Here is a 14,939-nt window from a genome sequence, read left to right as displayed (position 1 = left end):
CGCCGCGGAAGCCCGCGTCAGCTTCGAGTCGGCCGGTACGGTACGGGTGTTGCTGCCGTTGCCGGCCGGACCTGCTCGGGCCCCGGCCTCGGCCCAGGAGGTGTCCCCATCGCCATACGCGTGATGGTCGTGGACGACCAGGCGGTGGTCCGCGCCGGTTTCGCCGCCATCGTCGACGCCGAACCCGACATGACCGTGGTCGGCGAGGCCGGGGACGGGGTGAGTGCCGTCGAGCTCGCCACCCGCGAGGCACCCGACCTGGTCCTGATGGACATCCGGATGCCCGGCATGGACGGTCTGACCGCGACCCGTTTCATCACCGCGCCGGAGACCGGGCCCCGGGTCCTGGTGCTCACCACCTTCGACCTCGACGTGTACGTGTACGAGGCGCTGCGGGCCGGCGCCTCGGGCTTCCTGCTCAAGGACGCCCGGCCCGAGGAACTCCTGACCGCGCTGCGCGTCGTCGCCTCCGGCGAGGGGATCCTCGCGCCGGCCGTCACCCGCCGCCTGATCGACACCTTCGCCCAGGGCGCGCCCCCGCCGCCCGCCGTCACCGGCGCCCTCGGCGGGCTCACCCCACGCGAACGGGAAGTGCTGCTCCACGTCGCCTCGGGCCTGGCCAACGCCGAGATCGCCGCCGCGCTCGGCGTGACCACCGGAACCGTCAAGACCCATGTCAACGCCCTGCTCACCAAGTTGGGGCTACGGGACCGGGTGCAGGCGACGATCCTGGCGTACGAGAGCGGACTGATCCGCCCGGGCGGGGGATCCTCGCCGGCAGCACGTCCGGCAGGTCCACCGTCGCCCTGGACGCCGTGATGGTCACCCGCTGAGCCGACCGTCCTCGCTCAGTCCTCGTCGACGGGCAAGTTGAAGTCCGCTTCCTCGGGCAGGATCACCATGTCTATGTCCGCGCGTCCGAGGAGCGGGCCCAGCGCCATGCCACGCTCCGGCGGCCAGAACTCGGGCCTCTTGCCGGGGACGGGGTCGTCCCCGCCCGCCAGCCACAGCCCCTCGCCGCCGCCGGGAGTGAAGAAGGACACCATGTGTGCCTGCTCGTCGGTGAGGTTCCGGAACCGGTGCCGGGTGCCCCTCGGCACGAAGACGAAGTCACCGGTGTTCGCCACGAAGGTCTGGTCGCCGTTCAGGAATTCCAGCGAGCCCGCGATGAGGTAGAAGGACTCGTCGGCGCTGCGGTGCACGTGCGCGACCGGTCCGCCGCCCGGGGGCACCCAGCAGACGGTGAAGCCCAGCGCGCCGCCGGTGGAGTCGGCTGTCGCCAGGGTCTCGTAGACGTCGCCCGACATCCACTTGACCACTCCCTTCTCGGTGGGGACGTGCAGGACGCGCGGCTGGTAGTAGTCCGGCGGTGCGGAACTCATGTCGTCTCCTTGGCAGTTCAGAAGGTCAGGGGGTCGAGGTGTGAGGTCGGGAAGGTCAGTGGACGCCGAACTGCCGTGCCTGTCGGGTGGCGGTTCGGACGTCTCCGGTGAAGGGCTCACCGTGACCGGGCAGCAGCAGTCGCGCCGTCGGTTCCGCCGTCAGTTCGTCGAGGCGGTCGAGGGCGGCGAGCGCGGCCCGGCTGTCATGGGTGAAGCAGCGGCTCACGAGGGTGGGGCCGGTGCGGTCGGTGAAGCCGTCGGCGGTGACCAGGGCGTCGCCGGTGAAGAGCAGCCCGCGGTCGGCGAAGACGTACGCGGCGCTGCCGGGTGTGTGCCCTGGCAGTACGACGGCCCGCGGGGCGCCGGGAACCTCTTTCAGCACCCGGTCGGCGTCGAAGACCCGCGCACCGGGCACCCCGGGAGCCGTGAAGGCTCCGTCGCGGGCCATCCGTAGCGGAACGGCGAGTGCGGAGGGCCTGCGCAGCAGGTAGGGGAGCATCGAACGCTCGGGCTTGGCGTGGCGCATCCCGCTCCGCGGGCCGTCCCGCAGGATCACGGCGTCCCGCTCGTGGATCCACAGGTCGGCGCCGGCTTCCTGGAGGGCGTGGGCCAGTCCGGTGTGGTCGGCGTGGCCATGCGTCAGGAGTACGGCACGGACGTCGCCCAGGGAGCGGTCGAGGCCGGCCAGCAGGGTGCGCAGCTGCGGCAGGTGGGCGGGCGTTCCCGCGTCGACCAGGACGAGACCGTCCGGGTCCTCGATCAGGTAGAAGTTGACGACATGGTCGCCGAGGCGATGGACGCCGGGTGCGACCTGCGTGGGCGCGGGACGGGACATACGAGCCTCCGGCAACCGGGCAGTATTCGATACAACGGACTGTATCCGATACAGTCGACTGTAACAGAATGGGAGAGTGCGCCGATGGCGGACGGGACGCCTCGTCGGTCCTACAACTCGGAGGGCCGCCGCGAGGCCGCGCGCCGCAACCGGGCCGCGGTCCTCGCGGCCTGCCGTGAGCTGCTCTTCCAGGACGGCTACCACGCCACGACCGTGCGTGCCGTGGCCGAGCGGGCGGGTGTCTCCGCCGAGACGGTGTACAAGTCGTTCGGCGGCAAGCCCGGCCTGGTCAAGGCCCTGTGGGACATCACGCTCGCCGGGGACGACGAACCGGTTCCCATGGGAGACCGCCCCCAGATCCAGGAGATCCTGCGGACCGGTGAACTGAGCACCAAGCTCCGCCTCTACGGCGCGTACGTCCGCGGAATCCATGAACGGGTCACCCCGCTGTTCGCCCTGCTGACCCAGGCGGGCCCGGACGTCGGAGAGGTCCTGGAGACCGCCGAGCGGGAACGGCTGACCGGCGTCACCGCGTTCGTCACGCACCTCGACGAGACCGGCACCCTGGGCCCGGACACCGATCCGGCCCACCTGGCGGACGCCTTCTGGGCCCTGACCGGCCCGCAGCTGTACACCCAGCTCACGGCGGGACGGGGCTGGTCCGCGGACACGTACGAGGAATGGCTGGCCGACACGCTCACCGCTGCGCTCGCGCCCCGTCCGCTCCGGAAGCGCTAGCCGCCGACCGCCCCGCCCGGCCCTTCCTCCTATTCCTATTCCTATCCCTTGCCCGCGGTGGCCAGTTGCCAGATCCGCGCCGTGGTCACCTCCGCGGACGCGGTCGGCGCCGGGTCGTTGGGCAGCTGGGCGGGCACGGTGGTGTTCTTCTTCTCGCCGGGCCTGTCGGCGAAGAGGGCGACCGTCAGGGCGAGCCGGGAGTCCAACTCGGTGGACCACACGGTCCGGCGGGTGAGCCCGCCGCCCGCCCCGGCCGTGAAGAGGGCCGGCGGGGTGTCCTGGTCCGCGCGGACCGAGGGGACCGGGGAGACGGGAGAGACCGTGGAGACCGTCTCCTTGTCCGTCTCGGACAGCTGCAGGTTCACGAAGAACGCCTCCTTCTCGTCCAGCACGCGCCGTGTGTCGGGGTGCGCGGTGTACACCTGCCGCCCGTCCCGGGTGATCTTCGTGACCGTGTACGGCGCCGCGTACACCCCGTTCGCCGCCACGGTCGCGTACGCCGAGGCCAGCTTCAGCGGGGTGGGCGCGGCGGTTTTCTGCAACTCGGCGAGCGGGGCGCCGAGTTGGACCTTGCCGAAGGGATCGAGTGCCGTCCCCGCCTCCACCGCGCCGCCCACCGCGTCGTTGAACGGCTGCCGGGCGTAGTCCGATCCGCCGTACAGCAGCCGCACGGCCCCGTCGCCGGGCTCGATCGCGACGACGGCGGCATGCAGCGTGATGCCCTTGCCGCCTTTCCCGCCCTTCCTGTCCTTCCCGTCCTTGCTGTTCTGGCTGCCTTTGAGGTCCTTCACCGCCTCCGTGGTCGCGTCCTGGAGGGCCAGGTCGAAGGTGGTGTGCACGGTGTAGCCGCCGCGTGCCAACTGGTCCTCCGTGATACCGAGTTGGTCGGCGGCCTCCTTCGCCGCCACGTCGATCATGTACTGCCGCTGCCCCTCGGTCGTGCCCGGCGGATAGAAGCGGAACGCCGGAAAGGCGGCGTCGGCGCGCTGCTTCGCCGTGATGCTGCCGCTCGCCGCCATCGCGTCGAGCACCCACTCCCAGCGGGCCCTGAGCGTGGCGGTCACCTCGGGATCGGAGCCCGCCTTCTCGTAGTACGAGGGGATGTTGATGATCGACGCCAACGCGGCGCCCTGGGAGACGGTCAGCTTCCGGGTGTCCACGCCGAAGTAGTTGCGCGAGGCCGCCTGGATGCCTGCCGAACCCCGGCCGAAATAGACGGTGTTGAGATAGCCCGCCAGGATGTCGTCCTTGGAGCGGGTGCGATCGAGCTTGATCGCGATGAGCGCCTCGCGTGCCTTGCGCGACAGCGACTGCTCCGGACTCAGCAGCGCGTTCTTCACGTACTGCTGGGTGATGGTGGAACCGCCCTGCCGTTCGCCGCCGGTCAGCGAGGCCAGCACCGCGCGGGTGATGGCTTTCGGTGAGACCCCGTCGTCCGTGCGGAAGGAGCGGTTCTCGGCCGCGATCACGGCGTCCTGGACATACCGCGGGACCTGCGACAGCGGCACCTCCTGGCGGTCGACGGGACCGCGGCGGCCCAGATAGGAGCCCTTGTCGTCGACGAAGACGGTGCTCTGGCTGACGGTCTCCGGGTGCGGCTCGGGGATGTCCGTCAACCGGTACGCGACGACCGCGGCCGTGCACAGCGCCACGACCAGAACCAGGAGGGCGCCGGTCAGCCGGCGCAGCAGGCGGCCCCGGTTACGGCGGAGCCGGACGCGGAGCGGGATGCGCGGACCGACGCGGTGCGAACCGGCCGGGGCTTTCGAACGCCGGGGCCGGTGCCAGGACTTGAGGCGCTTCACTGGTCGGCCCCGCCCCGTGCGACGACCTTGCCGGCCGCGTCGTACACCGTGACGGTCGGACCGCCGTCGGCGGAGCCCGACTTCAGCCGAGCCGCCGACAGCGGTGCGCGCGCGTACCAGACGCCCCAGCCCGGACTGCCCGCGAGCGTGAGGACGGTGCCGGTGATCCTGCGGCCGTCGACGCCGACCTCGACGCGAGCCGGGTCGGCGGACAGGCCGCGGTACAGGCCGGACAGGAAGTACGAGCTGCCCAGCGGTTCCAACTGCACGGAGACGCCCGGCTTCCCGCTCCCGGCACTGACCGCGGCGTTGGCCTCGGAGCCGCTCCCGTAACCGTCCTTGTACTTGTCCCCGTACGCGTCCCCCTTGTACCTGTAGCTGTTCTCATAGCTGTCGTCGGTCAGGCCGCGGAACTGGCCGGCCCCCTTCGGTGTCGACCAGTGCTCGCCGTCGGTGGTCAGCCAGACCTGCACCCCCGGTACGGCGTCCACCCGTTCGCCCGGCGCGACGATCCGTATCGGGCTCCGCGCCACATCGGTCGCCCCGGCATCCGACCCGTCCGCGCTGCCGGCACCCCCGAACCGGCCCGCGGCGAACACGACCGCGGGCACGAGCAGCAGCGCGCAGACGGCCGCGACCACGCCGCTACGGCGGTGCCGCAGCGCCCGGCCCCGCCGCTCGACGGCATCGAGCGGAACGTCGAACGCGGCGCCCCCGACGGCGGATTCGGCGGTCCCGGCGGTCTCGGCGAAGAGCCCGCGCAGCCGTTCGGCGTCACTCCCGAAGGCCGCCAGCCCCCGCCCGGCACGGCTCCGGACCGCACCGGCCGACCAGCCGAGCAACTGGGCGACCTCCGTCTCGCGCAGACCCTCCCAGTGCAGCAGAACGAGCACGGCCCGCTGCCGCGCGGACAGGGCCCCCAACACACCGTGAGACAGGGCCCTTTGGCGGCGCGCCCGCCGCAGATACTCCTTGACCAGGGACCGCCGTACATAGAAGTCCACGTCGTCCCGCGGTATCCGGCGCCACCGCGCGCACACCCGCACCAGCGTTCTCCGCACCAGCTCGGCCGTCTCCCGGGGGTCGCCCGGGTCGCCGGCGAGCAGGTGGGCGGTGGTGACCAGCCTGGGCAGGCCGGCGTGCGCGTAGGCGGCGAACTCGTCGTGGGGGTGCGGCACTTCGGTGCTCCTCCGGTACTGCTGTGGGGGAAGTGGATCCAGAGGCGCGTGTTTTTCGTCTTTCCTGTGGGGCGTGTGTCGGGGGACGCGGCCTTCGGGACCTGTACGCACCGCGAGGGCGGTCAGGTTGCACGGGAATTCCAAGACTCCGGTGAGGTCATGACCGAGGACGAGTTCGACGCTTTCTACGCGGCCACGTTTCCCCGTCTCACCGGCCAGCTCTCGGCGTTCACCGGGGATCGCGAGGAGGCGCAGGACGTGGTCCAGGAGGCGTTCGTACGAGCCTGGGACCGGCGCCGGGACTTCCTCGCGGACGAGGCACCCGAGGCGTGGATACGCACCGTCGCCATGCGGCTGGCGGTCAGCCGCTGGCGCCGGGCCAGACGCTGGCTGGAGCTGGTGCGCCGGACCCCACCGCCCGGGACCACGCCGGGACCCGGCCCCGATCACACGGCACTTGTCGCCGCGCTGCGCCAACTGCCCAAAGCGCAACGGATGGTGATCGTCCTGCATCATCTGTGTGATGTGAGCGTCGAGCAGATAGCCTCCGAGACGGGTGCGCCGGTGGGGACGGTCAAGGCCAGGCTGCACCGGGGCCGGGCGGCGCTGGCGAAGCACCTGGTGGTCGACGAGGTGGACGAGACGGACGCGCCGGCCCGGAAGGAGAGCGGCCGTGTCGGATGACCGCACCCACACCGAACTCTCCACCGCCCTGCGCGAGTTGGCGGCACGACACGAGACCTTCCCGGCCCTCACCGGCGCCGAGGTCCGCGGCCGTGCGGTGCGCCGGGCGCGCCGTCGCACGGCAGGCACACTGGTCGCGGCCACGGCGGCCCTCGCCCTGGTGGCCTTCGCCCTGACCCTGGACCTCACGGACTCCGCGCACCCCGCGGGATCGGGGACCCGGCGCCAGATCCCGGCAGCCACGCTCCCCGCCCCCTCGGCTTCCGCCCCGTCGGCCTCCGCTGTCCCGCGCGCACCCGTCATCGGCCGCGTCGACCTCGGCAAGCGCGTCATGACCGTCGGGAAACGGGCCATGCCGCTTGCGGACGGTTCCCCCAACACCCCGAAGGTCGTAGGGCCGTTGACCGTGTACGGCAGGCAGACCGACGTCAAGATCCTCACCGTCGCCTACCCGACCGACGGATCCCGCTACAACGCGGAGATCTCGTACGCGGTCGAACTGCGCGACGCCGACAACGTGCCGGTCTACGTGGGCGCCGCCCTCCGCTTCAACAAGGAGAACGTCGGCAAGTACGGGACCAGCAGCGCCTGGATCGACCTGGACGCGTCCGACGCCAAGTGGTTCTACGCGACGGTGAAGACCGGGACCGCCGTCGAGGTCGCCGGCATCGGTTCCTGAACCGGGCCGGCCGCCGGCGAGGCCGTACGGGTCCCGGGGTGGTACTCCTGTTGCCACCCCCGAGGCTGGCGGCCACCGTGTTCTCTGGAGGATGATCGGGCACGCGAAGGGCCCGGCGAGTTCGTTCACCGCGGTCGTCGGACCTTCATGACGTGAGATGGCGGCGCCGCCCTGCCGGTGGCCTGGCCGCGCAGCGTCGCAGACCCCGAACCGGAAGCAGCCGGAGGCCGTTGTCCCACCGAGTCCGGGGTCCGACCGATCCACCACAGACCTCCCCACCCGGACCCGGCCGCGGGCCGATGACGCCGATCCCGGCGCCGGACGGAGGAACCTCGTGACGCCGCCCGCCGGAGCGGTCCCTGAAGCAGCGGAAAGGAACCCACGGTGTCCGACGAAGGACGGCTGATCGTCGGCCGGTACCGCGTCCTCGACCGGATCGGCCGAGGCGGTATGGCCACCGTGTGGCGCGCCCGCGACGAACTCCTCGGCCGCCAGGTCGCCGTCAAGAAGCTCCATCCCCAGCCGCATCTCGACGCCGACGAACTCGACACCCTCTTCGAGCGTGCCCGCCGCGAAGCCCGCAGCGCCGCCCGGATCAACCACCCCAATGTCGTCGTCGTCCACGATGTCGTGGACGACGAGGGTCTGCCCGTCATCGTCATGGAGTACGTGCCTTCCACCAACCTCGCCGACGTGATCAAGACGCACGGCCCGGTCCCGCCCGAGGAGGCCGGCAGGATCGGCCGTCGCGTGCTCGCCGCGTTACGGGCGGCGCATCGGGCCGAGATCCTGCACCGGGACGTGAAGCCGGCGAACGTCCTGCTCGCCGAGGACGGCCGGGTCGTCCTCACCGACTTCGGCATCGCCCAGGCCGCCGAGGCCTCGGCCCTCACCCGCACCGGCCAGTTGGTGGGGTCGGTCGACTTCATGGCCCCCGAGCGCCTCGTCGGCGCCAAGCCGGGCCCGGAGGCCGACCTCTGGGCGCTGGGCGCCACGCTGTTCCAGGCGGTGGACGGGCGCTCACCGTTCCTCCGGGACACGGTGACGGAGACGATGTACGCCATCGCCATGGAACCGCCCCCCGAGGTCCGGGACGCCGGGCCGCTGACCCCGCTGATCCAGGGCCTGCTCATCGGCAACCCGGCCGACCGCATATCGGCCGACGACGCCGAGCGCCTCTTACGGACGGCGGGGGCCGACCCGCGACGAAGACAGCGAGTGGGTTACTCCGCTGCTCCGCCTGCCGTCGCTCCGCCCGCGGCAGCTACGGCGGCTGATGCTCCGGTCGTGGCAGGGGAGTTGGTCCTGCGTCCGAAGCCGGCCCTGCGTCCGACGTCGGCCCCCAGCCTGAAGCCGGAACTGAACCCGACGCCGGACCCGACCCCGGAGCGCGGAACACGCGAGGCATCCGCTGCCGACCCGCCGGCGGAACGCCCGAAGCCGGCCACGACCGACCCGCAGACGCCACGGCCCTCCGGCCGAACGGGCCGTTCGAAGAAGCTGGTTGTGCTTGCCGCGGTGGTCGCCACGGCGGTACTGGTCATGATCGCGCTGCTGGTCGACACGACGGAGGAGAAGAACACCAGCAGCGCCGGAGTGTCGTCCGGCCCGCTGCCGGCCGACGGCACCACGCCGTCGCGGTCCGCGGGCACGCCGACAGCCTCATCCGTCTCCTCACCGTCGGGTTCCACGAGTTCCAGCCTCAAGTCGCCGACGCCGCACACCTCGTCGCAGGCGTCGACGCCCAAGGCCGGACAAGAGGACGCTCCCACGGAAGCCGGAGACGAGAGCCCGACCACGGACAGCGGATCCGGCTCGTCGGTCGTCCCGGCCGTCCATGCCCTGGTGGTCCCCGCCACGGAGAAGTGCCTGAGCGGTGGCGCCGCGACCGAGGGGATCCAGCTGGTCCAGGCCGTGTGCGACGACTCCACAGGGCAGCAATGGCGCATCGGAACGGACGGGACCTTCCGGTCGTCGGGGAAGTGCATGACCGTGGCCGGAGGGGCGAGCGCCGACCGGACCGAGATTCAACTCACCGGATGCAGCGGCGATGCCAGCCAGCGATTCCATTTCTCCGGTACGGAACTGCTGGCTGACCAGTCACAGAAATGCGTCACCGTTTTCGGGGGCACGAGCGGAACGGTGGTGGTCCTGTGGGAGTGCAACAACTGGGACAACCAGACCTGGAAGGTTCGCTGACCCACGTCTCACCTCCGCCACCCTCGACACCGGCGGTCAGGACTCGACTCCGTGTAACGAATCAGCCGTGCGGCAACAGAACCTTCGTGTCGTCCACGGCGTCTGGACGACGATGCCCCGCATGGCGACGATGAATCACTTCGGCATGGCTCTGCGCGGCTGGCGTGAGCGCACGTCACCTCAGGACAGCGGGCTGGAGGCCGGCGGGGAGCGGCGTCTGCCTGGGCTGCGCCGCGAGGAACTGGCCCGTCTGGCAGGCATATCGGTCGACTACGTGGTGCGGCTGGAACAGGGCCGCGCCCGCAATCCCTCGGCCCAAGTGGTCGCCGCCCTGGCCAGAGCACTGCGCCTCGACCCGTCCGAGCGTGACCATCTGTTCCGCTGCGCCCAGCTCGCACCGCCCTCCGCCGGAGACGTCTCCAGGCACATACCCGTGAGTGTGCAGCGACTGGTACACCAGTTGGGAGCGACTCCCGCCGGGATCTTCGCCGCCGACTGGACCATCATCGGCTGGAACAGGATGTGGACGGCCGCGGCCGGCGATCCCCGCGCGTACGGCTGGGAGGGGAGCAATCTCGTCGCCGGGATGTTCCGGACGAGAGCCAGTCGGGACCGGGACCCGATCGCGGCATGGCCCGTCCGGACATGGGGAGGCAGCGAAGCGGAGGAGGAGAACCTCGTCGCCGACCTGCGGGTGACGGCGGCCGCCCATCCCCAGGACGAACGTCTTGCCTCACTCGTCGAAGGCATGCTTCGACGGGAACCGGCGTTCGCCCGACTGTGGTTCAACGGCACTGCCGCCCCCTGGACCGGCGACCGCAAGACCATCGAACATCCACTGGTGGGTGACATCACCCTCGACGTCGATGTCCTGATGCCTGTCGGCACCGACCTCCGGATCCTCACCTGTGCGGCTGCGGCCGAGACCACTGACGCGGAGAAACTGGATGCTCTGCGTGCGTCCTGTGATCTGCCGCGAAACAGTCCGGCCCGCCCCGATGCGGAGACCCCCGGCCTCGACAGCCTCGACTGAGGCCTACTGCCTACTGTCTACCGCCGCGGCCCCGCAAGCGCGTACGCCGCGATACCGGTGACCAGAAGGAACAGCGCGGTCCAGGCCCCCGCCGGTGTCCCGGGCGGCAGCAGCAACCAACTCGCCACCCGCGTCGCCGTACTCGTGGCGGGCGGGGCGAAGAACGCGAGCGAGAGCCAGGCGAACGGCAGTGTCCACGCGTACTGACCGCCCGCGAGTGCCGCGCCCAGAGCGGCCAGCCCCGTCAGCCCCGCGCTGTCCCGGACGACGAACTCGACGGTCGCCCGCTCCGAGCCCATCGCCTGCACGGCCAGCAGCACCGCGGCCACCACCGTCCCGGCGAGCAGCACGTGCGCCGCTCTGCGCGGCACCCAGCGGATCGCGGCCGTCCGGTCCAGCGCGAGGTCCTGCCCGCCGAACCCGATCGAGGCCGCCATCACCCCCGTGGCGAGGACGAGCACGGGCAACCGCGGATCACCGGACCCCCCGCCGCCGTCCCGGGCGAGTGCCCACACCGCCACCGCGCAGATCACCACCGAGGCGACGGAGGCGGGTACTTGACGCGAGCGCGCGTACAACGCCAGCCATCTCACCGGCACCACCCCTGCCACCGATACCCGGCTCACCGGGCCGCCTTGCCGGACAGTACGTCGAACGGGTCGCCCTTGCAGGAGAGCGCGGCGGCGCGCATCGCGTTGATCCGCGCGAGCTGTTCGGCCGGCGGAAGCGCCTTGAGTTCCTTCCACACCGGCCGGGTCTTGGCGTCGACCTCGCCGCTCGCGCTCGCCGGCGTGCCGGGCAGTGGTTTCAACTCCCCGAGGACCCAGCCCACCGCGACGGCCTGCGCGTACTCGTCTCCCCCGAAGCCGCTCCAGCCGACGGGGGTGCACCCCGGCACCAGGCCCTTGGCGAGCAGTGCCCAGGTCAGCTGCTCCTCGCCCCTCGCGTCGGCCACGATGTCGTCGTCGAAGCCGAAGAGCACGGTCGTACGGGACCACTTCGGAGTGGAACCTTCCGGCTGTACGGCGGTGTTCTCCCGTACTGAGACCGGCGCCCGGTCGCCCAGCGCGCCGTGCAGCAGGCGCAGCGCCTTCCTGCCGGGGCCGGCCAGGTCGGCGAGCCGGTCCTGGTGCGTCGTTGTCACGCACACCGGGCCGTCGCACACCGACTTGGCGGCGGCCTCGTCGACGACGTACATCCGACGCGGGTCGGAGGGCAGGACGAGCAGGGCGAGCGCCGCGCCCGCCAGGACGGGTGCCAGGGCGAGCAGCCGGGTGCGCCGGGTCGCGGCGACCAGCAGGGCGAAGCCGGTCGTGGCCGTGCCGAGGACCCAGATCGTCTGCCCGAGGTGGACGGAGGCGGAGAGCGTGACGAGGGTGCTGTGGACCTCGTCGACCTCGGGTGACAGGAGGGAGAGGCGGTTCGGTTCCGTGGTCGTGATCCCCGTCGCCGGGTCGATCGTCGCCGTACGGCCCAGCGACAGGTGCATGAGGGCGGTGAACGCGAAGGCGCCCATGGCCAGCAGGGGCGGGGTGAGCACGGAGGGCAGGGCCCGCCCGGCGCCCATGCCCAGTACGGCGCCCGCGACGAGGAAGAGCGCCCCCACGAGGGAGATCGGCAGCCAACTGAGGTGTGTGTACCGGGTGTTGGCCAGGACCTGGACTCCGCCGACGAGGACGAGGAGCGCGTAGGCCGAGGCCAGCGTGATCGCCGTCGCGCCCGCCGGTACGGCCGCGCGGTGCCGGGCGGGCCGGGGTGTGCTCGTCAGCAGCTCGACCATCTTCGAGCGGTGGTCGCGCAGGCCCTGCAACGCCCCGAACCCCACGGCGAGCGGCCACAGATAGAACAGCAGGCTGCGGGTCCACAGGGCCAGGGACGTCCACTGGGCCGTCCACGCCGTGGTGCCGTTCCACCAGCTGCCGTTCAGCAGATACAGGAAGGCCAGCGCGCTCGCCAGGACCACACCGCCGGCCCACGGGGCGACGGAACGTCTCAACTCGATATGCAGGACACGGAAGTTCACCAAGTCCCCCTTGTCTGCTCCGGGTTGAGCAGCAGCGCCGAGTAGCCGCGCTCCAACGGGCTGTCGCCCACGTACTCGGGTCCGCCGGCTGCGGCCAGCTCGTCCGGGGTGCCCTGGAAGACGAGCCGGCCCTCGGCGAAGAGCACCACATCACTACAGGCGGCGGCGACGTCCTCGACCAGATGGGTCGACACGACCACACAGGTGTCCGCGCCCAACTCCTGCAACAGCTCCCGGAAGCGCAGGCGTTGTGCCGGATCCAGCCCGGCCGTCGGTTCGTCGAGGAGCAGGATCGCCGGATCGTTGACGATGGCCTGGGCGATCCCGACCCGGCGCACCATGCCACCGGACAGGGCCTTCATCCGCTCCTCGGCACGGTCGGCCAACCCCACGCGTTCCACGGCGCGTTGGACCGCCCCGGGGATGTCCGGCTTGGGTACCTCCTTCAACCAGGCCATGTACTCGACGAATTCGCGCACGGTGAACCGCTTGTAGTAGCCGAACTCCTGCGGCAGATAGCCGATCCGGCGCCGCAGCGCCCGGTGCTCACACGTCCCGCCCGCGGACTCGCCGAGCAGCTCCAAGGTCCCCTCGGCGGGCCGCAGTACGGTGGCCAACGCCCGGATGAGGGTGGTCTTCCCGGCCCCGTTGGGCCCGAGCAGACCGTGCACACCGGTGCCGAGCGACAGGTCGAGCCCGTCGACGGCCATCCGCTTCCTGCCGACCCTGACCTTCAGCCCCGTGGCCCGGATCTCCCAGGCGTAGGGCGTCGGCGCGATGTCGGCCGCGCTCATGGCGGGCATCATGTGTGGGTCCTTTCCGATGGCTTTTCTCATGGCTGTTCCACGGGTCACCGATGGGCTCCCAGCACGGAGTACGCGCCCCTGCGGGCGATCACGACACCGATGCCGAGCGTGAGGACGAGCACCCAGACCGCCAGCCCGCCCGTCTGCAGGGCGAAGGTGGCACGGCTGGCGTCCACGGTCGGTGCCACCACCACGCCGGCCCATACGACGACCACCGCCACCGCGGCACGGGTCACCCCGACGACACCGCCGAGCGCCAGGGTCGTAGAGGTGAAGGCCAGACAGGGCAGCAGCCACTGCACGGCCGTCACCCCCGGCACCCCAGTGACCCAGCCCCCCACCAGCAGCGCCGGAACGACCACGGCGAGCACGGAAGCGGTACGCCGCAACACCAACTGCAACCCGGCCCTGGGCACAGAAGCCGTCAACTCATATGCCGGATCGAGCCCTTGCGACCAGGAAGCCGCGACACCGAGCACCGGCAGAACCGGCGCGAGCAACAACACCAACGACACCCGGCCGGAGCCGAACCCGTAACCGCCTCCGACCAGATCGAGCAACAGGGCGAGCAGGGCGACACTCACCACCATCCCCAGCCACGGCACCATCGCGGGCGTCAGCCAACTCGACAGCCGCACCGACCGATACCGCCGCCGCGCCACAGGCGCGCCCAGCCGGGGTTCGAGCCCGGCCCACACATTCCCGACGAGCGCCGCCACGCCAGGCGCCTGCACGGCGACGGCCGCCGCGAGCCGCTCCCGACAGACCCGACAGGCCTCCAGATGAGCTTCTACGGCCCACACCTCGTCGGCGGTGAGATCCGTACCGTCGAGGCCGCGCGCATAACAGTCGATGATCCGCGTCGAAGCGTGCTCCACGCTCATGTCAGCGCCCTCCGCATAGCGATCCGAGCCCGGCGCGCACGGGTCTTGACCGTGCCCTCGGGCAGCCCGAGCAGGACGGAGGTCTCCCGGACGGACAGCCCGTCGAGGACCAAGGCCTGCAACACCTGCCGGAGTTCCGGCGCGAGGTGCCGCAGCGCGTCGCCGACGTCCCCGCCGACGGTGGCCGCGAGCGCCTCCTCCTCGGCGGCGGGCGCCGCGTCGGCGGGAGCGGCGGCCGGCGGTGGCTCGGCGTGGTGGGCCCGGCGCCGGAAGGCGTCGACGAGGCGCCGCGCCGCGATCGTCCACAGCCACCCGACGGCCGTCCCGCCCACCGAGGCCCCCGCGAACGCGCCCGCCGCACGCCACACCGCCAGATACGTCTCCTGCATCACCTCGGCGACGATCTGCTCGTCCGCACAGCGCCGGCGCAGCCGCACCGCCATCCACGGCGCGGTACGCCGGTACAGCTCGTCGAACGCCGCCCGGTCCCCCTTGGCCACCAGCCGGACGAGACGCTCCTCGTCCCACTCGTCCGGTGCCTTCCTGACTGATCTCACACCGGCTAGACGCGGGGCACGGACCCCCGGTTTTCGGTTCGGTGTGAGCCCCGTCACACAACTTCGCTTGGACTGGGTGCGGACCGGCGCGATGATGTCCGGTTGTCGGCGACCGGGACTTTCCCCCGGACGCAGA

At 71.6% G+C, this 14,939-nt stretch carries 15 protein-coding genes; 6 read left to right on the top strand and 9 right to left on the bottom strand.

The genetic code is table 11. The features are described 5' to 3' along the window. Positions 1-108 precede the first annotated feature (108 nt). Positions 109-819 (top strand): response regulator transcription factor, encoded by a 711-nt coding sequence (locus tag AB0I69_RS06670; RefSeq protein ID WP_363095011.1) that lies wholly within the window; start codon positions 109-111, stop codon positions 817-819. A gap of 29 nt (positions 820-848) precedes the next feature. On the opposite strand, the gene AB0I69_RS06665 is transcribed toward AB0I69_RS06670, so the two are convergent. Together AB0I69_RS06665 and AB0I69_RS06660 are read right to left on the bottom strand one after the other, a co-directional pair. Then, on the bottom strand, positions 849-1,382 hold the full coding sequence (locus tag AB0I69_RS06665) for a cupin domain-containing protein (RefSeq protein WP_363094471.1): 534 nt from the start codon (positions 1,380-1,382) through the stop codon (positions 849-851). Positions 1,383-1,437: 55 nt separating this feature from the next. Continuing rightward, positions 1,438-2,217, bottom strand: a complete 780-nt coding sequence (locus AB0I69_RS06660; RefSeq protein WP_363094470.1) for an MBL fold metallo-hydrolase — start codon at positions 2,215-2,217, stop codon at positions 1,438-1,440. An 84-nt stretch (positions 2,218-2,301) separates the two neighbouring features. Here AB0I69_RS06660 and AB0I69_RS06655 point away from each other — a divergent pair, with 84 nt between their 5' ends. Further along, positions 2,302-2,955 (top strand): helix-turn-helix domain-containing protein, encoded by a 654-nt coding sequence (locus tag AB0I69_RS06655; RefSeq protein ID WP_363094469.1) that lies wholly within the window; start codon positions 2,302-2,304, stop codon positions 2,953-2,955. A 41-nt stretch (positions 2,956-2,996) separates the two neighbouring features. Here the strand turns inward: AB0I69_RS06655 and AB0I69_RS06650 are convergent, their stop codons facing one another. Together AB0I69_RS06650 and AB0I69_RS06645 are read right to left on the bottom strand one after the other, a co-directional pair. Next, the gene (locus tag AB0I69_RS06650) at positions 2,997-4,760 is read right to left on the bottom strand and encodes a transglycosylase domain-containing protein (protein ID WP_363094468.1); all 1,764 of its coding nucleotides are present in this window, start codon (positions 4,758-4,760) and stop codon (positions 2,997-2,999) included. Then, a complete protein-coding gene (locus tag AB0I69_RS06645; RefSeq protein WP_363094467.1) occupies positions 4,757-5,938 on the bottom strand; it encodes a sigma factor-like helix-turn-helix DNA-binding protein in 1,182 nt (393 codons plus the stop codon). The genes AB0I69_RS06650 and AB0I69_RS06645 overlap by 4 nt, the downstream gene beginning before the upstream one ends. A 159-nt stretch (positions 5,939-6,097) precedes the next feature. Here AB0I69_RS06645 and AB0I69_RS06640 point away from each other — a divergent pair, with 159 nt between their 5' ends. The 4 genes from AB0I69_RS06640 to AB0I69_RS06625 all read left to right on the top strand — a co-directional run bounded on the left by AB0I69_RS06640 (position 6,098) and on the right by AB0I69_RS06625 (position 10,533). Then, complete coding sequence (locus AB0I69_RS06640) at positions 6,098-6,622, top strand: SigE family RNA polymerase sigma factor (RefSeq protein ID WP_363094465.1); 525 nt, start codon at positions 6,098-6,100, stop codon at positions 6,620-6,622. Further along, positions 6,612-7,301: a hypothetical protein gene (locus AB0I69_RS06635; RefSeq protein ID WP_363094464.1), complete on the top strand. Its 690-nt coding sequence runs from the start codon at positions 6,612-6,614 to the stop codon at positions 7,299-7,301. Before AB0I69_RS06640 ends, AB0I69_RS06635 begins: the two co-directional genes overlap by 11 nt. A 384-nt stretch (positions 7,302-7,685) precedes the next feature. Continuing rightward, positions 7,686-9,500: a protein kinase gene (locus AB0I69_RS06630; RefSeq protein WP_363094463.1), complete on the top strand. Its 1,815-nt coding sequence runs from the start codon at positions 7,686-7,688 to the stop codon at positions 9,498-9,500. Positions 9,501-9,621: 121 nt separating this feature from the next. Beyond that, on the top strand, positions 9,622-10,533 hold the full coding sequence (locus AB0I69_RS06625) for a helix-turn-helix transcriptional regulator (RefSeq protein WP_363094462.1): 912 nt from the start codon (positions 9,622-9,624) through the stop codon (positions 10,531-10,533). Between the two features lie 17 nt (positions 10,534-10,550). Here the strand turns inward: AB0I69_RS06625 and AB0I69_RS06620 are convergent, their stop codons facing one another. Genes AB0I69_RS06620 through AB0I69_RS06600 form a run of 5 tightly spaced genes read right to left on the bottom strand, consistent with a single transcriptional unit; the run spans position 10,551 to position 14,803 of the window. Then, positions 10,551-11,126 carry a hypothetical protein gene (locus AB0I69_RS06620; RefSeq protein WP_363095010.1) on the bottom strand — a complete coding sequence of 192 codons (576 nt, stop codon included), beginning with the start codon at positions 11,124-11,126 and terminating at the stop codon, positions 10,551-10,553. Between the two features lie 29 nt (positions 11,127-11,155). Beyond that, positions 11,156-12,556: a hypothetical protein gene (locus AB0I69_RS06615; RefSeq protein ID WP_363094461.1), complete on the bottom strand. Its 1,401-nt coding sequence runs from the start codon at positions 12,554-12,556 to the stop codon at positions 11,156-11,158. Beyond that, a complete protein-coding gene (locus tag AB0I69_RS06610) occupies positions 12,553-13,359 on the bottom strand; it encodes an ABC transporter ATP-binding protein (protein ID WP_363095008.1) in 807 nt (268 codons plus the stop codon). The genes AB0I69_RS06615 and AB0I69_RS06610 overlap by 4 nt, the downstream gene beginning before the upstream one ends. 47 nt (positions 13,360-13,406) lie before the next feature. Further along, a complete protein-coding gene (locus AB0I69_RS06605) occupies positions 13,407-14,246 on the bottom strand; it encodes a zf-HC2 domain-containing protein (RefSeq protein WP_363094460.1) in 840 nt (279 codons plus the stop codon). Continuing rightward, on the bottom strand, positions 14,243-14,803 hold the full coding sequence (locus AB0I69_RS06600) for an RNA polymerase sigma factor (protein ID WP_363094459.1): 561 nt from the start codon (positions 14,801-14,803) through the stop codon (positions 14,243-14,245). Before AB0I69_RS06600 ends, AB0I69_RS06605 begins: the two co-directional genes overlap by 4 nt. Positions 14,804-14,939: the final 136 nt, after the last annotated feature.

The organism is Streptomyces sp. NPDC050508 (assembly GCF_040655155.1).
Classification (GTDB): domain Bacteria; phylum Actinomycetota; class Actinomycetes; order Streptomycetales; family Streptomycetaceae; genus Streptomyces.
Note: the sequence above shows the minus strand (reverse complement) of the source record. Positions and strands in the feature narration are given on the sequence as shown.